The sequence below is a fragment of the Polyangium mundeleinium genome, from assembly GCF_028369105.1.
Taxonomy (GTDB): Bacteria; Myxococcota_A; Polyangia; order Polyangiales; family Polyangiaceae; genus Polyangium; species Polyangium mundeleinium.
The window spans coordinates 11,233,861-11,252,950 of record NZ_JAQNDO010000001.1; the positions used below are offsets into that span (position 1 = coordinate 11,233,861).

A 19,090-nucleotide genomic window follows, 5' to 3' on the forward strand; every position below is an offset into this window, starting at 1 on the left:
GAGTCCATGACGAAGCCTTTGATTCGTGCCGTCACGCGCGACGAGGTCCGAGAGCACGTCGCGTCGTTCGCGTTGCTCCACGGCGTGCGGCCGGAAGAATTCGACGCCGATTTCATGGACTGGTGGTTCTTCCAGAACCCCACACACGAGGGGCTGCTCGCGGGCGCGTTCGACGGCGACAGGCTGGTCGGCTACGTGGGTTTCGCCGCGCAGCACCTTCGCGTGCAGGGGCGGCGCGTCTCCGCCGCGATCCTGAGCAGCGCGTTCACGCATCCCGACTACCGCGGCAAAGGGCTCTTCCAGCGATTGATCCGGTTCCTCGTCGAGGCCGCGGGCACACGTGGCCTCGACGCCGTCTTCGGCTGGCCGAACGAAACGGCGCTGCGGATTTATCTGGGCCGCCTCGGCTTCTCGGCGATGTTCCACGTGGACCGATCCGCCCGTCCGGTGTCGTGGGGCCCGCTGGGCGCGCGATTCGGCCGACCGGGCATCTTCGCCGCAGAATGTGCAGGCGCCGCGCTCGATCGAATGCTGCCGCTGCGCCTCGGGCGCTACCGGGACGAGATGGGGCCTCCTGACGAGCACGAATGGCAAGGTTTCATGGCGAGGGTCCTCGCCGCCTCCGATTGCATGCTCGAACGCCCGCATGCGTACGTCCGCTGGCGCCTGTCGCGTCCCCGACGCGAATACATCGAGGTGCTGCTCCGCGACGAGAGGGACGTGCTTCGCGCCTGGGCTGCGGCCCGCCTGCCCATGCCGGGCGAGCCGCCGCGCTTGCACGTCGGCGATTTTCTCGTCGACCCGCGGAGCCGCGGCGCGCTCCGGGCGCTGTTTGCGGCCTGCGCCGTGGAGGCCCGGCGTCGCGGCCTCGAACAGGTCTACACAATCGCGCGCTCGGCCCGGCTCGGGAGTTCGCTCGCCGGGCTCGGCTTTTTGTCGAGACGCTCCGCGACGCCCATCGTGGCAATCGCGACGACGAACGCGGATCTCTCGCTGTATCAGACGTGGGAGTACCGCGACGCCGACATGGACATGTTCTGAGCCACGTCCGGGCGGTTCGCCGTTATCGGGGATTCACGTCGGAACAGGGTTCCAAGGCGACCACGCCCTCGCTTCGCCGCCGGAGCACGATGAGATCGGCCGGCCCGGCGCACCGCTCGAACCGGGCGAGGACGGCGGGATCGAGGTCCCGCCCGAAAAAACCGTAATCCACGGCGATATCGAGGTCCGAAGCAGCGAGCCACGTGGCGAAGTTACCCCCGCGAATGGCCGCGAGGACACGCCGATCCATCTTGCCGTCGAGGTTCACGACGCCGGGACGCACCCACCCCGGGAGCCCGCTCTGCAGCGCGCCGATCCGCGTCCCCGCCGGTTGGCGCGCGACGAACGCGGCGAGATCCACGGTATTCGTGCGAAAACTCCCGCCGCCGCTCGAAATGCGCCGCACCTCGACACCAAGCTTTGCCACGTAAAGCAACACGGTGAAGGCCGCAAAGGCATGCAGGGCGCGCGGGCGCTTCGAGGCGGCGAGCGCCGTCGCTCCGAGGATCCCCCCCACCACGAGCGGCGCGAGCCACCGCCGGACCATGTGCGCCGCGCCAAACGCGCTTCCGTAGACGAGGACGAGGACGAGCGAGGCCGCCACGGCGCACCGGAGCACGGTGGAAGCGCGATGCTCGATGCGCCACAGGAGCACGAGACCCGCGAGCGCGAGGGGGACGCCGAGGAGGATCACGATGTGGCCGAGCCACGCGGGCGAATCGACGGGAAGGTTGGCAACGGCCAAATTGACGACGGCGGACACGGCGACGGCGCGCCATTGCGCCATTCGACCGGCGTCGTACAGGCTACCCACGGCCTCGGCGGCGCCGCTCTGCGGCATGGGTGAGCCGAAAAGGACGAGGTTTCGGAGGAGCCATGGCGAGGTGAGGATCACCATGACGACACCCGCGATCGAGGCGAACCGCACCCGATCGCGGAGCGAAGTCTCCGCCGAGGACGCGCCGAGCATCCGCGGGAAAACCATGGAAAGGACGGCCAGACCGCAGAGGACGGCGATGTCGTTCCGCGCCAGAAACGCAACCCCCCCGGCCACGCCGAGCCACCCCGCGGCGCGGAGGGACGGGCCCGCGTGGTAATCGTGCAAAGCCGTGAGGACCCAGAGCCATCCACAAAGCGCGAGGGGCGTCTCCAGCCCCGTATAACTCAAAAGCCCCGCGCCCGAGGCATTCCAAAGAACGGCGAGCGAGACGACGAGCGGCACGCTCACAGGCACGAGGCGAGACACGAGGCGCACGAGGAGCCACGTCCCGAGCAGGTGAAACACAGCCAGGTTGAAGAAGACGAGCGCCATCGGCGCGAGCTGCTGGTCGAAGCCCGTGATCAGACCGAGCACGACACACACCGCCATCTGGAGCGGGTGAAAGCCGTTCGTCGGGGCGCCGTCGTAGGTGATCCCCTGTCCCTCTCCGATGTTCCGCGCGACGGTCAGGTAATAAAATGCGTCGTCGCCGAGAGGCCGGGAAAGCCAATCACCGCTGCGCAGGGGGCAAAGGAGGAGCTTGCTCGCGCAGAAGGCCGCCGCGACGAGGAGGGCGCCCCGGACCGCGGATGCGGGACGAGTCAAGCCGGCGGAGCGCTCCCCGCGCCGTGCTCGTCCTCGGCGGCCGCTTTTGCCCGTGCCGCCTTCCGCGCGGGCCGCGCCGCCGCCGCGTCCTCGCCCTCGTAATACCCTTCGCGACGGTAGTAATAATATCGATACTTGTATTCGTCGCGGTTGAAGTTCACGGCGTTGAGCACCGCGCCCGCCTTCGTCGCGCTGATGTCCTGCAGCGCGCGCACCGCGTGCCGCGCGAGGTCCTTCGTCGTCTTGAAGGCGCGCACGACGAGCACCGTGCCGTCGACGAGCGTGGAGAGCACGGCCGCGTCCGTGACCGGTACGATCGGCGGGCTGTCGATGATCACCCGGTCGAAGCGCTTCTTCACGTCGTCGAGGAACTTCTTGAACTTTTCGCTGTGGAGCAGCTCCGCCGGATTGGGCGGAATCGGGCCGGCGGGGATGACCGACAGGTTCGGCACGTCCGTCTCGAGCACGGCCTCGTCGAGCGAATCTTCGAGCATCGCCGTGGTCACGCCGACCTCGGAGGTCTTCCGGAAGACCCGATGCACGCGCGGCCGGCGCAAATCACAATCGATGAGCGCGACCTTCTGCCCCGCCTGGGCCATGACGATCGCAATACACGTGGCCACCGTGGTCTTGCCCTCCGAAGGCCCCGCGCTCGTGATGAGCAGCGTGCGGTAGGGTTTGTCGGGGGCCATGAAGAGCAGGTTCGTCCGAATGGTGCGCGCCGCCTCGGCGATGCCGCTCGTCGGCTGTTCGTGCACGATGAGCTCGGAGTTCATCACGCGCACGGGTTTGCCGCGCTGCCGCCGCGGCGAATGCGCCCCGGGCTTCGCGCCGTCGTCGATCTCGGGTAGGAGGCCGAGGAACGGCAAGCCGAGGTCTTTTTCGACCTCGTCGGGCGTCTTCAAGCTGCGATCGAGGAGCCCGCGGGCGAGCGCCGTCGCAATGCCGAGGAGGACGCCCAAAAACACGCCGATCGCGATGCTGCGCGTGACCTGCGGCCGCACCGGCGCGCGCGGGACGAGCGGCCGATCGAGGACGCGGATGTTGTTGACGCGGAGGACACGCGCGAGATCGCTCTCCTTCGTGCGTTCGAGGACGAGCGAATAAAGCTTTTCGTTGTTCTCTTTCGAGCGTCGGAGGCGATTGTATTCGATTTCGAGCAGGTTCAGATCGAGCGCCTGCTTTTTCGACCGCTCGAAGAGCCCCGAGAGGCCCGCCTCCTGGCGCTTCAGGACGGCGAGATCCTTGTCGAGGGCGCGCTGGATGTTCTTCACCTCGGCGAGCAATGCCTTCTTCGCCGCCTCGGCCCGCGCGTCGGCCTCCTTCACGTCGGGGTAATTGCGCCCCTTGCCCTCGCCGAGCAGGCCGTCCCGCGTGCGAATCGCCTCCTCGTACGAGGTCCGGAGGCCCATCAAGACATGGCTCTCCAGAAGCTCGCTCGCCGGCAAATCCGTGGGGTTTTCCCCCTTCACCTTCGCGAGCTCGTCCCGCCGCGCCTGGAACTCTTCTTTCCGCGTCCGGACCGTCGTCAGCGTGTCATTGAGCTGCTTCATCTCCTCGCGCAGCATGTTCGACTGATCGTCGATCGCGACGGAGAGGATGTTCTTCGTCTCCTTGTACTCGTGCAGCGCCATTTCGCTCGACTCGAGGTCGACCTTGAGTTTGTCGAGCTGGCTGCGCAGCCAATCCGCGGCCGTCGCGGTCGAGGTCACCGCGTCGTCGAGGTTTTGCTGGACGTACGTATCGACGAGGACGTTGAGAATACGCTGAGCGCGCTGCGGATCGGCGTCCTCGAGCTTGATCACGGCAAGCCGGCTCTCCTTGACCGGATCAACCTTGATCCGACTTCGGAGCACCTCCGCCGCGATTTCCTCGGGCACGCTCGTGTCCGGCGAGGGCGTGCCCGGCGGGAGGTTGCCGAGAAAGCCGCCGTCGTGCTGGAGCCCGAGCTCGCTCACCACGGCCGTCGTGACCTTCATCGATTGGATGATCTTGTATTGGGTCTCGTAATACTCGCGGTTGTCCCAGAAGCTGCCCGAGCCGAGGTCCACGATGTTCTCGACCTTCTGGCCGAGGGGACGCGGCGGGTTCGGGTCGAAGAGGATCGTCGACTGCGCCTGGTAGATTTTGACCTGGCCGAGCGTGTTGAACGTCGCCGCGAGCGAGACCACGAGCGCCGCCCCGAGCGCCGTGGACCAGTACTTGCGAACCATCTGCCAGACGACGGCAGGGCTCAGGGCCCCCTCGGGCGCGCGCTCCACGGCCTGGGTCGGCTTGGGCGTCGTCAGGGTCGAGGTTCCAGGTGCGTCCGTCACGGTGGCAAGTGGGGTGCGGCCGAGCTGGCCGGCTCCGCCTAAGGTGCGCCTACGCCCCCAGATGTTCAAGCGGGCCGCGATCGCGGGAGGAGCTTCCTCCCTGGCAAGGATCGCGGCCGAAAATTGGGGGGTTCGGGGGCGGGCGGGCTACGGTCGGCCCTGCGTGCTCGGTGATCTCGTCAAGCGCCTGGTGAACGGCGTGGTGCTCCTGCTCGGGAGCCTCGCGTTTTTCCTCGTCCCCGTCGGGAGCAAGACGTCAGCGCAGCACGTCGTGGCGATCTTCTCCACGAAGCCGGCGCGCGAAGCCGCGCAAGCCTTCGCCCACGCGGCGCGCGACCTCGCCCACGAGGTGGCCGCGAACGTCGAACGAGCCAAACGCGCCCCGGCCCTGCCCGACGCGAAGCCGAAGCCCGCGAACGAGCGTTAGCCCTTCTTCTTGCGCGGGTCCGTGTACTGCGGGTGCTCGTTGTAGAAGGCGTCGAGGCTCTCGCGCGTGATCTCGGCCTCGATGTCGCCCTCGCGATGGATCTTCGCCTGGCAGCCGAGCCGCGAGCTCAGCCGCACGTCGAAGGCCTTGTCGAGGATGTCCTCCTCGTCCTCCTCCGCCTCGGAGAGCAGCTCTTTGCCGCGCAACACGTAGACGTGACACGTCGAGCACGCGCACACGCCGCCGCACGCCGAGCCCTCGGGCGCCTCGACCTTGCGCGCCGCTTCGAGGAGCGAAGTCCCGATCGGTACCTCGACGTCGTACGTCGACCCGTGCGCCAAAAACCGTACCTTTGCCATCAGCTCCCCGTCCCGGAGGCGTCGCCGTCCGGTGCATTGTGCCCCGCATGCTCGGCGAGGTGCGCCTCGACGCCCCTCGCCTTCGCCACGGTGCCTTCGATCGCCGTCACGTCCTTGCCCGCGATCGCCCGAGCGATCGCGCGATCCATGCGCCTGCCGGCCCAGCCGTGCGTGACATCGTCGAGGACCTCGGTGCGGCCGCGGATGATCGCAGCGCGCGTCCCACGGATGGCCTCTTCGAGCCCGGCGAGCGCCTCGTCGATGCGCGCGCGCTCCTCGTCGCCTTCGAGCAAGTCGGCGTCGGCGACGAGCGCCTTCCTCGTGGCGAGCACGACCCGCTCGGCCTCGACGCGCGCCTCGATGAGCTGACGTTTTTCGAGGTCCTCCTCGCCGTGATCGAGCGCGGCCATGAGCATCGCCTCGACCTCCTCGTCCGTGAGGCCGTAGCTCGGCTTGACCTCGACCTTCTGCTCGACGCCCGTCGTGAGCTCGTTCGCAGTCACGCTGAGGAGGCCGTCCGCATCCACGCGGAACGTGACTTCGAGTCGCGCGAGGCCCGCGGGCATGGGCGGGATTCCTTTGAGGACAAAGCGAGCCAGGGAGCGGCAGTCGATCGCGAGCTCGCGCTCCCCCTGGACGATGTGGAGATCGAAGCCGGTCTGGTTGTCGGCGTACGTCGTGAAGGTTTGTCGCGCGCCGGCCGGGATCGTGGTGTTGCGCGGGAGGATCTTTTCGACGACGCCGCCCATCGTTTCGAGGCCGAGCGAGAGCGGGAGGACGTCGAGCAGGAGGACCTCGTCGGCGCGCTCCTTCGTGCCGGCGAGGATGTCGGCCTGGATCGCAGCGCCGAGCGCGACGACCTCCTCGGGGTCGAGGTCGCAGAGCGGTGGCTTGCCGAAGAGTTTTTCCACGTACTGCCGCACGTACGGCACGCGGGTCGAGCCGCCGACGAGGATGACGCCGTCGAGCTCGTCAGCCGTCACGCCAGCGTCGCGGAGCGCGCGCCGGCAAGCGACGCCCGTGCGCTCGACGATCGGTTTGATCAACGCCTCGAACTCGTCCCGCGTGACGGTGAGCTTGCGCGTGCCGCCCGGGACCTCGATCTCGGCCTCGACACGATCGTTCTCGGTGAGCCCGTGCTTGATCTTGCGCGCCGTATCGAGCGCGAGCCGCACGAGCTCGCGAGGACGGTTCTCCGCGGGAACACCGAGGTCCTGGAGCAGCCTCTCGGCGAGCGCGCGGTCCATGTCGTCGCCGCCGAGGGCGCTGTCGCCGCCGGTCGAGCGCACCTGGAAGACGCCGTCGTCGAGCAGGAGGATCGTCACGTCGAAGGTGCCGCCGCCGAGGTCGTACACGGCGAACAGGCCGTTCTTCTGTTTTTCGAGACCATACGCGAGCGCCGCGGCGGTCGGCTCGTTGAGGAGCCGGAGCACGTCGAGGCCCGCGAGCTTGCCCGCGTCCTTCGTCGCCTGTCGCTGCGCGTCGTCGAAGTACGCAGGCACGGTGATCACCACGCCGCCGACGGAGCGCAGCTCGTCCTCGGCGAGCGAACGGAGGACCTTGAGGACCTCGGCCGAGACCTCGACGGGCGTGACCGAGCGATCGCGGATCTTGAACCGCACGCTCTTCGCCTCCTCGGGCGTCTTCGGCTCGACGAAGTCGTACGTGCCGAGCCTGCGCGTCTCGGGATCGTCGGCCCCTCGCCCCATGAAGCGCTTCACGCTGACGATGGTCTCGCGCGGAAAATCGACCGCGAGGCGCTGCGCGTCCACGCCGACGATCACGCGGCCGCGCGGGTCGTAGTGCACGACCGAAGGGACGAGCTTCTCCGCGTTGCAGTCGGTGATGACGACGGGCTTGCCGTCACGGACACGCGCGACGAGCGAGTTCGTGGTGCCGAGGTCGATGCCGATCGGCCTCGGGGCCGCCTTGGGGTCGAAGATTTCGAGTAGAGCCATGGGGTTCGCGGGCCAAGCTCGGCTTGTCCGAGCGTAGCCCTCACGTGGAATGAGGGCCTTTCAAGATCAGGAAGAGAGCTCTTCCTCGATCGCGCTCGCCTCGTCGAGGAAGCGCCGAAGATAACGGAGCTCGCCGAGCTCGGGCAGGACGACCGCGAGCTTGGTCGCGTCCGGATCGGACGCTGCAAACTGGCGGCCCATCGACGCGAGCACCTCACGCTCACGCCCGCGGATCGCCTCCGCGAGCGCACCGACGGCCGCGAGATCCTTCCGCCGCCGCGCATCCCCGAGCTCCTCGCGCCGCTCCATCATCTCCATCAGGAGATCGGGCGACGGCTTCGGCTCGGCGGTCTCCCCGACGGGCACGCCGGCGCGGCGAAGGAGCGCCTCGGCGCGGCGGATCGGGTCCTTCAGGACGCGGAAGGCGTCGTTCACTTCGATCGCGCGCGACAGGGACAAACGCCGCTCGGCCGCGGGCGCGCCTGCGTAGCGGTCGGGGTGGAGCGCACGCGAGAGGTCACGGTGCCGGCGCGCGAGGTCGTCCGGATCGAGGTCGAAGCGGGCCTCGACGCCCAGCGTCTGGAAGGGATCGATCATCGTGAGAGGAGCGGTGGGATGCAGCGTCCGCGCCGCGGCGGAAGGAGCCTGCTCAGCCGACGGTGAAGGAGTGGCCGCAGCCGCAACGGCTTGCTTCCTTGGGGTTCTTGAACTTGAAGCCCTGGAACATCAGGGTCTTCTCCCAGTCGAGCACCGAGCCGCCGAGGTAAAGGATGCTCTTCTTGTCGCAGTAGACGCGGACCGTGCTCTTGCCTTCCTCGGGGTACTCGAGGACCAGGTCGCCCTTGCGCGGGGCGTCGTCGTCGAACTCGATGACGTACGAGAAACCCGAGCAGCCACCGCCCCGGATCCCGATGCGGATCGCAGCGTCGGGCGTGCCGCGCTTGGCGAGGTTCGTCCGCATCGCGTCGACCGCGGCCGACGTCACGCCGATCGTCTTCTTCGCGTCGGTCGGCGCGGGCGCTCGCTGCTCCGTCTGGTTGCTCTGCGAAACTTCGCTGGTCGCGTTCATCGTACGTTCTCCGTCCACCTTCCCGAAGGGCGCCGTCACTGCCCCGGGAGGGCCTTCTTCGCCGCCTGCTTCGACCGGAAGTCGGCGATCGCGCTCTTGATCGCGTCCTCGGCGAGCACCGAGCAGTGGATCTTCACCGGCGGCAGGTGGAGCTCCTCCGCGATCATGCTGTTCTTGATCTGCTCGGCCTCGTCGATCGTCTTGCCCTTGAGCCACTCGGTGGCGAGGGACGAAGAGGCGATCGCCGAGCCGCAGCCGAACGTCTTGAACTTCGCGTCCTCGATGACGCCCGCGTCGCTCACCTTGATCTGCAGGCGCATCACGTCGCCGCAAGCCGGAGCACCGACGAGCCCCGTGCCGACGTGCTCGTCGTTCTTGTCGAGGGTGCCCACGTTGCGCGGGTTCTCGTAGTGCTCGATGACTTTCTCGCTGTATGCCATGGCTCGAAACTCTCCTACCTCAAATCAATGCGCGGCCCACTGCACGGAAGCGAGATCGATGCCTTCCTTGTGCATCTCGTAGAGCGGGGACATCTCGCGGAGCTTGTTCACCTTGCGGATCACGAGGTCGGCCACGTAGTCGACCTCCTCCTCGGTGGTGAAACGACCGAGGCCAAACCGAATCGACGAGTGGGCGAGGTCGTCGCCGATGCCCATCGCGTGCAGCACGTATGAGGGTTCGAGGCTCGCGCTCGTGCAAGCCGAGCCGCTCGACACCGCCACGTCCTTGATCGCCATGATCATGGCCTCGCCCTCGACGAACGCGAACGAGAGGTTGAGGTTGCCCGGGAGCCGGTGCTCGAGCGAGCCGTTCACGATGACCTCGTCGAGCTCGCTCGTGATGCGCCGGCGGAGTTTTTCACGCAGCGCGAGGATGCGCTCGCTCTCCGCGCGTCCCTCCTCCAGCATGATCTCCGCGGCCCTGGCGAAGCCCACGATGCCCGGCACGTTCAACGTGCCCGAGCGCATGCCGTACTCGTGCCCGCCACCGTCCATCTGCGCGACGAGGCGCACGCGCGGCTTCGACCGGCGCACGTAGAGACCACCAACGCCTTTGGGCCCATACATCTTGTGCGCGGTGATCGAGGCGAGATCGACGTGCATCGCCTCGACGTCGAAGGGCACCTTGCCCACGCCCTGCACCGCGTCGGAGTGCAGAAGGACGCCGCGTGACCGCGTGATCTTGCCGATCTCCGCGATCGGCTGCACCGTGCCGACCTCGTTGTTCGCGAGCATCACCGAGACGAGGATCGTCTTGTCCGTGATCGCCTTCGCGACGTCGTCAGGATCGACGCGACCATCCTTGCCGACGGGCAGGTACGTCACGTCATAGCCCTGCTTCTCCAGGCGCTTGCACGTGTCGAGCACGGCCTTGTGCTCGATCACCGTGGTGACGATGTGGTTGCCCTTCTCCTTGTAGAGCTCGGCGACGCCCTTGATCGCGAGGTTGTTGCTCTCGGTCGCGCCCGACGTGAAGACGATCTCCTTCGGATTCGACGCGCCCACGAGCTTCGCCAGGATCTCCCGCGAGCGCGAGACCGCTTCCTCCGCCGTCCACCCGAACACGTGGCTCCGGCTGGCCGCGTTGCCGAACCGGGCGTTGAAATACGGCAGCATCGCCTCCACGACGCGCGGATCGACCGGCGTCGTGGCGTGGTAGTCCATGTAAATCGGGATCTGGATCGACATCGGTTTCGTCTCTCTTCGAAGCACCCTCTAGCGGTCCGCGCCACCTCGGGAGTGCCCGTTTCCGCCGTGAATTCCGGCCACCAGCTCGGGCTCGGCCTGCGTCCGATCATGCACGTTGCAGTCGGTGCAAGCGGCCACGAGCTCGTCGGGTGCACACGTGTCGCACGTGTCGAGGTAATCGATGCTCGCCTCGAGCTCACGCTCGAGCGAGGAGAGCCGCGCGATCTGCGCGCGCGTCTCTTCGAGCTTCTGCTGGTAGATCGACCGGACCTGCGCCATCGCCTCGGGGGCCGAAGGCGCGCTCTCCCAGAACGCGACGATCTCCTGGATCTGCGAGAGGCTGAGGCCGAGATCGTGCAGCTTGCCGATCCACCGGACCCGCGTGACCGCCGCCTGATCGTAGAGCCGATACCGGCCCTTCGACCGCGCGTGCGGCCGGAGCAAACCCACGTCCTCGTAGTGGTGGATCGCTCGCACCGTCTTGCCGACGGCCCGCGCGATGTCCCCGACCTGGAGAAGGCGCTCGGCCCCGTGCCCGTCCCGATCCTCGTCGAGATCCGGCGGCACGAGCCCCACGTCGGCCCGATGCGCACCCGCACGAACGCCATTCGGGAGAGGAAGGACACCTCTCTCGTCGAGTCCACGCGCTAAAGGTAGGTGGCGAATCGGCCGCATCCAAAACTCCAACCCTCACGCATGCGTGAGGGTTACCTAACGGAAGGTTTAGGCGCCCCTCGGGAGGCTGTCAACCGGAGCAGGACGAAAATGCATGCGATCGAGCTGAGGAGGCGCGCGATCCCTGAGGTGCTCGCGCTCGGCCCCGCGCTTGTCGAGCGAGCCGAGCAGGCCCAGGCGGCGCACCTCGCGCTGAGCCTGGTCGACGGAGCCGCGGTGGTGCTCGGCGCGGCGCAGCGAGCAGGCCGCGTCTTGGACCTCGCAGCGTGCGCGCAGAGGGGCATCCCGATCCTGCGGCGCGCGACGACGGGGACGGCAGCCTGGCTCGGCGGCCGGGGCCTCGTGGTGACGCTCGCGTTGCCGCACGTCGCAGCGCTCGTCGCAGACGCGACGCCGCGGACGCTGCTGAACCGGAACGTGCGCCCGCTCCTCGGCGCGTTGACCCGCGCAGGAATGCTCGCACATTATTTCGGACGCGAATGGATCACGCTGCGTCGTCGGCCGGCGGCGCTGCTCGGCTTCGACGTCGCCGCGTCGGGTGCCGTCCTCGTGGAGGCGTTCGTCGGGTACGACGCGGCGATCGCGTTGCCCGACGAGATCACGACCGAGAGCGAGCGAGCTGTCGATCGGTTCCTCGGCAAGAAGCCCGCGTCCCTCGCCGAACTCGCGGCCGACGCGCCGCTCGACCTCGATCGGTTCGCGCACGCTCTTCTCGATGCGTTGCGCGCACGCACCGAGCCCACGATCACGACGCCGACGATCGGAGCGGACGAGCTCGACACGCGCCCCTTCGCCCCGATCGAGCGCGCGCGCGATCCCGTCCCCGAAAGATTGCTCCTCAAACCAGCCGTGCGTGTCCCGATCGGCTGGATCGAATCCGCAGTCGAGCCCGATGGTGCACGGCGCGCATGGCTCGGCGGAGACGTGCTCGCGCCGCGCTGGGCGCTCGCGCGCATCGCAACCCAAGGAGACGCGGGCCTGCCGGAGATCGCGCTCGAAGGCGCGACGATGGCCGATCTGCTCACCTGCTGAGGATCGATCGTTCACCCCCAAAAGAAAAACGCCCCGCGTTGGCAGGGCGTTTTTCCTCGAAGCGAGCGGGTCAGCTCACTTGGGATCTTCGATCGGATCCGTGCCGACGACGACCGTGCCGCCGTTCGCGACCCACTCGAACCCGTCGACGAGGACCGTCGAGTCCCACGCGGTGTCGCCCGTGTCCCAGATGGCCCAGCGGATCGTCACCTCGTCGCCGCCCTTGATCGGGGCCTGCGTCTGCAACCACGACGTGCCGCCCGCCTCGTCCCACGTGCCGAAGCCCGTGCCCTCCATCTCGCCCGGGCCGGACGGGCAGGTGAACTGCGGGTAGAACGAGTCGTACGAGCAGACGTCGAAGTACGCGATGTTGACGCTCACCGGGTTCGTGTTCTTGTCGAAGGAGATGTTGCCGTTGATCGAGCCCTGCGGCTCCGGCGTCACGAGCGCGATGAACTGATCGTTGAACGCCGTGCAGACGTACTCCGGGAACTCCATCGAGTAGAACTTGAACTTGAACTTGTAGCCCGTCGCGTTCTTCGGCGACCGGATCTTCACCTGGAGCCCGACGTCGTCGTTGATGTCCGGATCGCCCGAGCAGCCGGGCACGTCCTGCGGGAAGCCGGGCGGCGGGGTGCCGGCGCCGATCTCGCTGCAGCTCAGGCTGCCGCAAGCGCCCGCTTGGTTCGGAAGGCGCGCGTAGCCAGAGGAGAGCGTGAGCATGCGCGTGCCCTTCTGCACGTTCACGTTCGGCCCGAAGCCGCTCTGGATGCCGATGTGCCTCGTGTACGAGGCGGGGTTGCCGTTCGCGCGCACGTACTGCGCGCTGAGCACGCCCCACTTCTTGTCGGCCGGCGTGGTGAACTGGCAGAGGTCGAGCGCGCGTGCGCCGTTCTGCGGATCCGTGTCCTGGAGCCCGATGTTGTCGTCGCACGACGCAGGCGCGACGTTGTCGACGACCGAGTCGCAGTCCTCGTCCGCAGGCTTCGCCATCGGATCGTTCGGATCCGTAGCAACCTCGATCGAGCCCGGCGAGACGTTGGGGTCGCAGTCGTTGCAGTCGCCCTGCGCTTCAGAGAATCCGTCGCCGTCGTTGTCGACGTTCGTATCGTTGCTGCACTGCGCTTCGCCGCCGGTGCCGTTGCCGCCCGAGCCGACGAACGTGCCGCCCACACCATCCGAGGCCGAGCCCCCGGTGCCAGGTTGCCCGGAGGAGCCCGAGCCGCCGTTGCCCCCCGAGTCCTCTCCACCGGACCCGCCGTCGCCGAACACGTTGCGACCGCCGGTCGCCCCGCAACCGGCGGAGCCTGCCGCGGCGACGCCCAAAACCGCGGCGAGACCGAACAGAACCAGATGGCTACGCTTCATGATCCTTCTCCATCCCCGCTCACACGGAGACAAGCCAAGCCGGACGCGAACACAGCGCCGCACACCACACGCGCGCGGACTGCGCTCAAAGTGTACCAACGCGTTGACGTTCTTGAACAGAGATCGCGTCCGGAGCGCCGCGAGGGGAGAGGACGCTCCGGACACGCGCAGCGGGTCACTTCGGGATGATGACCTCGGTCACCGTGGTGCCGGCCTTGCCCGACCAGCGCCAGTTGTCGATCAACGCGGAGGAGTCGACCTTCCCGTCCGAGGAATCGTACGTGACGAGGCGCAGGCGGATCGGAGCGCCCGGCGTCACGGCCGTCGTCGTACGCAGCCACCCCGTCGAGCCGTGTGTCCAGCCGGCATTCGCTTCGTCCTTCTCGAACGTGGTCCCGAGGAGCTGCTTCGTCTCGAGAGCGCACTTGAACGAGAACCCGCTCGCCACGCACTCCCCCGTGGGCCCCACGGGGTTCCCCGGGCAACCGCACGCCTCGAAGAATTTATTGTTCACGCTGATCGGCGCGCCGAACATGTCGAACGCAATGTTCCCGTCGCTCTGCCCCATCGGGAACGGGACCATGTACGCGACGAAGAAGTCGTTGTACTCGCGGCACAGGAAGTCCGGCCACTCGTAGCTCAAGAACTGGAAGTCGAACGAGACGCTGAGCGCGTTCGACGGGACGTCGACCTCCATCTCCAGGCCCGTCGCGTCGTGCGGTAGGCCCGTGAGCACGTTGGGGCACGAGGGGCTCGCCTTCGGGAAGCCGAAGGGCGCGTTGCTCGTGTACCCCTTGTCGAACGTGCGGTACGTGGCGTCCACGTCGCCCTTGTCCCGCGCCTTGCCCGACGACAGGAGGAGCATCGAGTTGCCCTCCTGCGGGTTGTTGTTCGTCCCGAGCTTCGGGACGATCCCGTGCCCGAGGTGGAAGTTCGCCTGTTGCGCCGCGTTGACCGGCGGCGGGGTCCCGTCCGCGAGCACCCACTTCGCGCTCTTCAGGAACCTGCAGACGCCGATCGCCTTCGCCGCGTCGGCGGGATCCATGCTGGCGAGCGCGAGTCCGCTGTCGCAGGGAGGCGGCAGGACGTCGACCGTGCCGTCGCAGTCCTCGTCCGCAGGCTCGGGGAGGTTGCCGTTCTCGTCCTTCTCCGCGATGACCTCGACCGCGTTCGGATTGACGAACTTGTCGCAGTCGTTGCAGTCGCCTTCGAGCTCGGTGTAGCCGTCGCCGTCGTTGTCCGCGTCGGGCGCGCCTTCGTCACAAGCACTGCCGCCCGCGCCGCCCGTGCCGGTCGACGAGGTGCTCGTCGTGATGAGGATGTTTCCATCGCCACCCTGACCGAAGTTGCCGGCACCGCCCATGCCGCCGGCGCCGCCGGTTCCACCCTCCCCCCCGGAGTTGCCGCTGCCGCCGCCCGCCGCGCATGCGCCCGCCGTCGTCGCGGCGACGACGCACAACCCGACGAGCCCGAACCATGTGGATGTTCTCGACCGCTTCATGACGACGCCCTCGTGATGCAAAAGGATTCTTCGGGGACTCACGGTCGCCGTCGTCGCCCGATGGCCCGCCGGATCGGCCACGTCGAGCAAGCGGTACCTCGGGGAAAGGAAGACGCACGTATCGATGGACACGGCGAGCGCAAGCATGCCTAGCGTAGCCGAACGGCCAGCAGGCTGTCACGCGCTCGGGGCGCTTCCGGGGTCCTGGAGGGGGGAGCGTGCGGTGGGACGGTAGGAGAGCGCGCCGCGTGGACGCGCCGTCACTCAGGCTTCGGGCGAGGCCGAGGAAGCCTTCTTGCGCTTCTTCTGGTCCTTCTTGCTGCTGCCGTTCGCGTGCGACGAGCCGTTCGTGGTCGACACACTCGGACGGAGCAGGTCGTCGGCCATCTTCGCGGCCCGATCCGTCTTCTCCCAGGAGAAGTCGTCCCGGCCGAAATGCCCGTACGCCGCGGTCTTGCGGTAGATCGGCTTGAGCAGGTCGAGCTGATCGATGATCGCCTTCGGCCGCATGTCGAAGCTCTCGAGGATGTACTTCTCGAGCACCTCGTCGGCGACGCGGCCCGTGCCGAAGGTGTTCACGTGGACGCCGACCGGCTGCGCGACGCCGATCGCGTAGGCGATCTGCACCTCGCAGCGCGCCGCGAGCTTGGCCGCGACGACGTTCTTCGCGACGTACCGCGCGTAGTAGCAAGCCGAGCGGTCGACCTTCGTCGGGTCCTTGCCGCTGAAGGCGCCGCCGCCGTGCCGGCCCATGCCGCCGTACGTGTCGACGATGATCTTGCGGCCCGTGAGGCCCGCGTCGCCGTAGGGGCCGCCGATGACGAACCGGCCCGTGGGGTTGATGAAGAACTTCGTGTTCTTGTCGACGAGCTTCTGCGGGAGGACCTTGTCGATGACGAGCGTGCGCATCGCCTCGACGATCTCCTTGTGCTTCACGTCCGGCCCGTGCTGCGTCGAGAGCACGACCGCGGCGATGCGCGCGGGGACGTCGTTCTCGTACTCGACCGTCACCTGCGTCTTGCCGTCCGGCCGGAGCCAGTTGACCTTCTTCGACTTGCGGACCTCGGCGAGCTTGCGGGCCATGCGGTGCGCGAACGAGATCGGGGCCGGCATGAGCTCGGGGGTCTCGTCCGTCGCGTACCCGAACATCAGGCCCTGGTCTCCCGCCCCCTGCTCCTTGAACAGGCCCTCGCCCTCCGTCACGCCGCGCGAGATGTCCGGGCTCTGCTTCTCGATCGCCGTGAGCACCGCGCACGTCTCGTAGTCGAAGCCCATCGACGAGTCCGTGTACCCGATGTCCTTGATCGTGCTTCGAACGACCACGGGCATGTCGACCCACGCGGAGGTCGTGATCTCGCCGGCCACGATCGCCATGCCGGTCTTGACCATCGTCTCGCAGGCGACACGCGCCGTCGGATCCTGCGCGAGGATGCCGTCGAGGATGGCGTCGGAGATCTGGTCGCAAATCTTGTCGGGGTGGCCTTCCGTGACGGACTCGGACGTGAACTGGTAACGGCGCATGGATGCTCCTTGGGACGGACGGGGCGTACGCATACGCCGTGGACGATGCACCGTCAACGCGCCGAATACGACAAAAGCGAAGCGCCGGGCCTCTTGAAGGCGACCCGGCGCACGCGACACTGTCTCTGGAAATCCGTCAGCCGCCCAGCCCCTCGAGCTTGGCGACGAGGTCGGGCGAGAAGGTGCCCTGCGAGAGGCGCGAGCGCACCTGCTTGAAGAGGCCTTGCCACTTGGTCTTCTGGTCGGCCGTGAGTTCGACGACCGTCATCTTGCCCTTCAGGCGACCGAACGCGGCGTCGTCCTCGCTGCGGATGCGCTTCGTGAGCGCCGTGGCGGCCACCTTGCCAGTGTCCTGGAGGATGGTCTTGAGGTCGGCCGGCAGCGCGTCGAGCTTCTTGCTCGACAGAACGAGCGCGCCGACCGCGAAGCCGGACGCGTCGGCGACGATGGTGTCGAGCTTCGACGCCCACTGGAGCTGCTCGGCGACGAGCGCGGGCGCGACGAGCGCGTTGACGGCGCCCGTGCCGAGGTTCGGCAGGACCTCGGGGATGCCGAGCGGAACGGGCGTCACGCCGCCGATGACCTGGAAAAACACCGGCATCACCGCGTCGTCGCGCCACACGTAGGGCTTCGTGCCCTTGAAGTCGTCGGGCGTTCGCACCGCGACACCCTTCGTGATGAGGTGCGCCTGGCCGACATCGCCCCAACCGAGGATGCGGAAACCAGCGTCCTCCGCGCCCTTCTCGAACTCGGGCCGCATGGTTTCGCGCGCGGCGTCGAGCTTCGCCCACGAGGAGAAGAGGCCCGGCATCTGCAGCGCGAGGATGGGCTTGTGGACCTTGCCGAGCCCAACCGCGGTGACCGCGGCGCCGTCGAGCTGGCCGGACTTCATCTTGCCGACCATCGCGGCTTCATCGCCCTGCTGGCCGTTGTAGTAGAAGCGGAGCTCCAGCCGGCCGCCGCTCTTCTCGGCCACCGCCTTCTCCCAAACACTGAACACCTGCCCCCAGGGGCTCGACTTCGGCGCAAGCGTGCCGATCGTGATCACTTCCGCAGCACTCGCATCCTGCGACGCACCGATCCCCGCAAGGACCGTCAGGGCGCCGAGGAGTTTCACCATCGCTCTTCGCAGCATCATCAGAAGCCTCCGTCTCGGTTCTTCCGACCCTCGTACGCGACGTGTCTCGAGGGTTCCTCCTGGCCTGCGCGTGTTCGTATACCGGAGCTCGTCGCTCTCGAACAGACAGGCTCGCCCCGCACGCACGCACGATGCACCGCAGCATCGAGCATCGCGTTCCAGGAAGAGGGCGGCACGGGACAGTGGACGATGGGCCCACGACGTTATTCACGTTGCCGCATCGCGAAAAACCCTGATGATAGCGACCCGATGACCCTGGATGAGATCCGCGCCGTCCTCGAGGCGCAAGGATGGCCGGTCGAGCGGCTCTCCGAGGCCACGCTGCGCAGCCGCTTCCGCAGCAAGGACCGGATTTTTCCGCTGTTCGTACACCTCGAACCTCTCTTCGTGACGTTCGCGGTGATCCCCTACGCGCGTTTGCCCGAGGACCCCGATTCAGCCGAGGCGCTCATGACGCGCCTGCTCAAGCTCAACCGGGAGATCAACCTCGCCAAGTACTCCGTCGACGATGACGGCGACATCATCCTGAGCGTCGAGTACCGGATCGAGCATCTCGACCCGAGCGAGATCCGCGACGCCGTGGACGTGCTCTCGTTCTACGCGGACAAACACCACGAGGACGTGCACAAACTCTCGGGGCAGTGACGCGTTCGGGTGCGGAGCGTTCGGGGCGAACTCCGGTAGGACGAACCTTCACTCGGTGATCGTCTCGGTGCGTGGACGCTCTTCCTTCTTCGCGTCGAGCAGCGCGCGACGCTCGACACGCACGCGGCGTACTTCTTCGCCACGCACGACGGTGAGGCGCACGGACGAACCGACGTCGCCGCGCAGGAGCACGCGGATCTCCTTGGCGTCGAGGTCACGCACGTAGCGGCCTTCGATCATGACGAGCTCGTCGCCCGGCAAGAGCCCCGCGCGCTCGGCGGCGAGGCCTGGCGACAGGTCGCGCACGTAGAGCGCGCCCGTGTCGTTGTCGCGCGAGAGCACGGCGCCGATGGAGCCCTTCTTCTCCGCCGCGCAGGCGAGCCCTACGAACAGCAACGACGCGAGGAGCGGCGCTCGGGCGACGCGCATGCCGTCATCGTAGCGGACGTCATGACGAACGAGCCGCCTTGCAGCACGGCAGGCGCTCGGATGAGCAGGCGCGCATGCACGCGCGAGGTCTCCTCATGCTGCTCGTCCGTTGCATGTCGAGCGACGCGGGCACGGACGTGAACGACGGTGCGTAGAGGATTTCCGAGAGCGAGACGACAGCGCATCCAGCTACGCGCTCCGTTCCCTCTTGCCCTACGTCGTTCCGTCGAATTCGACAAAACCTCGACGTTTCGCGCGTGTTCGACGGGCGCCGATCTTGCTTGAGCCCGCCGCACTTCCCATGGCGATGAAGCCTCGACCTGATGGGTCTTCCCCCTT

The 19,090-nt window shown here is 67.6% G+C and carries 18 protein-coding genes; 4 read left to right on the forward strand and 14 right to left on the reverse strand.

Features of this window, described 5'->3' with window-relative positions:
* The first annotated feature begins 6 nt into the window (after window positions 1-6).
* Window positions 7-1,041 carry a GNAT family N-acetyltransferase gene (locus POL67_RS44250; RefSeq protein ID WP_271927353.1) on the forward strand — a complete coding sequence of 345 codons (1,035 nt, stop codon included), beginning with the start codon at window positions 7-9 and terminating at the stop codon, window positions 1,039-1,041.
* Window positions 1,042-1,063: 22 nt separating this feature from the next.
* On the opposite strand, the gene POL67_RS44255 is transcribed toward POL67_RS44250, so the two are convergent.
* Together POL67_RS44255 and POL67_RS44260 are read right to left on the reverse strand one after the other, a co-directional pair.
* Window positions 1,064-2,626, reverse strand: a complete 1,563-nt coding sequence (locus tag POL67_RS44255) for a hypothetical protein (RefSeq protein WP_271927354.1) — start codon at window positions 2,624-2,626, stop codon at window positions 1,064-1,066.
* On the reverse strand, window positions 2,623-4,941 hold the full coding sequence (locus POL67_RS44260) for a GumC family protein (protein ID WP_271927356.1): 2,319 nt from the start codon (window positions 4,939-4,941) through the stop codon (window positions 2,623-2,625). Before POL67_RS44260 ends, POL67_RS44255 begins: the two co-directional genes overlap by 4 nt.
* Window positions 4,942-5,104: 163 nt before the next feature.
* Here POL67_RS44260 and POL67_RS44265 point away from each other — a divergent pair, with 163 nt between their 5' ends.
* Window positions 5,105-5,368, forward strand: a complete 264-nt coding sequence (locus POL67_RS44265) for a hypothetical protein (RefSeq protein ID WP_271927358.1) — start codon at window positions 5,105-5,107, stop codon at window positions 5,366-5,368.
* Here the strand turns inward: POL67_RS44265 and POL67_RS44270 are convergent.
* From POL67_RS44270 to POL67_RS44300, 7 genes are all read right to left on the reverse strand, one after another.
* Window positions 5,365-5,727 (reverse strand): 2Fe-2S iron-sulfur cluster-binding protein, encoded by a 363-nt coding sequence (locus POL67_RS44270; RefSeq protein WP_271927359.1) that lies wholly within the window; start codon window positions 5,725-5,727, stop codon window positions 5,365-5,367. The genes POL67_RS44265 and POL67_RS44270 overlap by 4 nt on opposite strands.
* A complete protein-coding gene (hscA, locus tag POL67_RS44275; protein WP_271927360.1) occupies window positions 5,727-7,685 on the reverse strand; it encodes a Fe-S protein assembly chaperone HscA in 1,959 nt (652 codons plus the stop codon). Before hscA ends, POL67_RS44270 begins: the two co-directional genes overlap by 1 nt.
* A gap of 66 nt (window positions 7,686-7,751) precedes the next feature.
* Entirely contained in the window at window positions 7,752-8,282 is a 531-nt protein-coding gene (gene hscB, locus POL67_RS44280) for a Fe-S protein assembly co-chaperone HscB (RefSeq protein WP_271927361.1), read from the reverse strand.
* A gap of 52 nt (window positions 8,283-8,334) precedes the next feature.
* Window positions 8,335-8,754 carry a HesB/IscA family protein gene (locus POL67_RS44285; protein ID WP_271927363.1) on the reverse strand — a complete coding sequence of 140 codons (420 nt, stop codon included), beginning with the start codon at window positions 8,752-8,754 and terminating at the stop codon, window positions 8,335-8,337.
* Between the two features lie 35 nt (window positions 8,755-8,789).
* A complete protein-coding gene (gene iscU, locus POL67_RS44290; RefSeq protein WP_136932297.1) occupies window positions 8,790-9,194 on the reverse strand; it encodes a Fe-S cluster assembly scaffold IscU in 405 nt (134 codons plus the stop codon).
* Between the two features lie 24 nt (window positions 9,195-9,218).
* The gene (locus tag POL67_RS44295; RefSeq protein ID WP_276076136.1) at window positions 9,219-10,442 is read right to left on the reverse strand and encodes an IscS subfamily cysteine desulfurase; all 1,224 of its coding nucleotides are present in this window, start codon (window positions 10,440-10,442) and stop codon (window positions 9,219-9,221) included.
* Between the two features lie 27 nt (window positions 10,443-10,469).
* On the reverse strand, window positions 10,470-11,018 hold the full coding sequence (locus tag POL67_RS44300) for a MerR family transcriptional regulator (protein ID WP_271927364.1): 549 nt from the start codon (window positions 11,016-11,018) through the stop codon (window positions 10,470-10,472).
* A 189-nt stretch (window positions 11,019-11,207) separates the two neighbouring features.
* Here POL67_RS44300 and POL67_RS44305 point away from each other — a divergent pair, with 189 nt between their 5' ends.
* Window positions 11,208-12,149, forward strand: coding sequence for a lipoyl protein ligase domain-containing protein (locus tag POL67_RS44305; RefSeq protein WP_271927365.1), 942 nt, complete (start codon window positions 11,208-11,210; stop codon window positions 12,147-12,149).
* Between the two features lie 75 nt (window positions 12,150-12,224).
* On the opposite strand, the gene POL67_RS44310 is transcribed toward POL67_RS44305, so the two are convergent.
* The 4 genes from POL67_RS44310 to dctP form a co-directional block, all read right to left on the reverse strand.
* Window positions 12,225-13,517, reverse strand: a complete 1,293-nt coding sequence (locus POL67_RS44310; protein WP_271927366.1) for a choice-of-anchor L domain-containing protein — start codon at window positions 13,515-13,517, stop codon at window positions 12,225-12,227.
* 175 nt (window positions 13,518-13,692) lie between these two features.
* Complete coding sequence (locus tag POL67_RS44315) at window positions 13,693-15,165, reverse strand: choice-of-anchor L domain-containing protein (RefSeq protein ID WP_271927367.1); 1,473 nt, start codon at window positions 15,163-15,165, stop codon at window positions 13,693-13,695.
* Window positions 15,166-15,282: 117 nt separating this feature from the next.
* Complete coding sequence (gene metK / locus POL67_RS44320; RefSeq protein ID WP_271927369.1) at window positions 15,283-16,539, reverse strand: methionine adenosyltransferase; 1,257 nt, start codon at window positions 16,537-16,539, stop codon at window positions 15,283-15,285.
* A gap of 136 nt (window positions 16,540-16,675) precedes the next feature.
* Window positions 16,676-17,677, reverse strand: a complete 1,002-nt coding sequence (gene dctP / locus POL67_RS44325; RefSeq protein WP_271927371.1) for a TRAP transporter substrate-binding protein DctP — start codon at window positions 17,675-17,677, stop codon at window positions 16,676-16,678.
* 249 nt (window positions 17,678-17,926) lie between these two features.
* Between dctP and POL67_RS44330 the strand changes: the two genes are divergently transcribed.
* Window positions 17,927-18,322, forward strand: a complete 396-nt coding sequence (locus tag POL67_RS44330) for a YbjN domain-containing protein (RefSeq protein ID WP_136932305.1) — start codon at window positions 17,927-17,929, stop codon at window positions 18,320-18,322.
* A 48-nt stretch (window positions 18,323-18,370) separates the two neighbouring features.
* On the opposite strand, the gene POL67_RS44335 is transcribed toward POL67_RS44330, so the two are convergent.
* Window positions 18,371-18,751 (reverse strand): PDZ domain-containing protein, encoded by a 381-nt coding sequence (locus POL67_RS44335; protein WP_271927374.1) that lies wholly within the window; start codon window positions 18,749-18,751, stop codon window positions 18,371-18,373.
* Window positions 18,752-19,090: the final 339 nt, after the last annotated feature.

Coding starts and splice junctions, on each gene's coding strand:
- POL67_RS44330 (WP_136932305.1), top strand. CDS start 17,927: ATGACCCTGGATGAGATCCGCGCCGTCCTCGAGGCGCAAGGATGGCCG.
- metK (WP_271927369.1), bottom strand. CDS start 16,539: ATGCGCCGTTACCAGTTCACGTCCGAGTCCGTCACGGAAGGCCACCCC.
- POL67_RS44305 (WP_271927365.1), top strand. CDS start 11,208: ATGCATGCGATCGAGCTGAGGAGGCGCGCGATCCCTGAGGTGCTCGCG.
- dctP (WP_271927371.1), bottom strand. CDS start 17,677: ATGATGCTGCGAAGAGCGATGGTGAAACTCCTCGGCGCCCTGACGGTC.
- POL67_RS44250 (WP_271927353.1), top strand. CDS start 7: ATGACGAAGCCTTTGATTCGTGCCGTCACGCGCGACGAGGTCCGAGAG.
- POL67_RS44310 (WP_271927366.1), bottom strand. CDS start 13,517: ATGAAGCGTAGCCATCTGGTTCTGTTCGGTCTCGCCGCGGTTTTGGGC.
- POL67_RS44315 (WP_271927367.1), bottom strand. CDS start 15,165: ATGCTTGCGCTCGCCGTGTCCATCGATACGTGCGTCTTCCTTTCCCCG.
- hscA (WP_271927360.1), bottom strand. CDS start 7,685: ATGGCTCTACTCGAAATCTTCGACCCCAAGGCGGCCCCGAGGCCGATC.
- POL67_RS44335 (WP_271927374.1), bottom strand. CDS start 18,751: ATGCGCGTCGCCCGAGCGCCGCTCCTCGCGTCGTTGCTGTTCGTAGGG.
- iscU (WP_136932297.1), bottom strand. CDS start 9,194: ATGGCATACAGCGAGAAAGTCATCGAGCACTACGAGAACCCGCGCAAC.
- POL67_RS44270 (WP_271927359.1), bottom strand. CDS start 5,727: ATGGCAAAGGTACGGTTTTTGGCGCACGGGTCGACGTACGACGTCGAG.
- POL67_RS44295 (WP_276076136.1), bottom strand. CDS start 10,442: ATGTCGATCCAGATCCCGATTTACATGGACTACCACGCCACGACGCCG.
- POL67_RS44285 (WP_271927363.1), bottom strand. CDS start 8,754: ATGAACGCGACCAGCGAAGTTTCGCAGAGCAACCAGACGGAGCAGCGA.
- hscB (WP_271927361.1), bottom strand. CDS start 8,282: ATGATCGATCCCTTCCAGACGCTGGGCGTCGAGGCCCGCTTCGACCTC.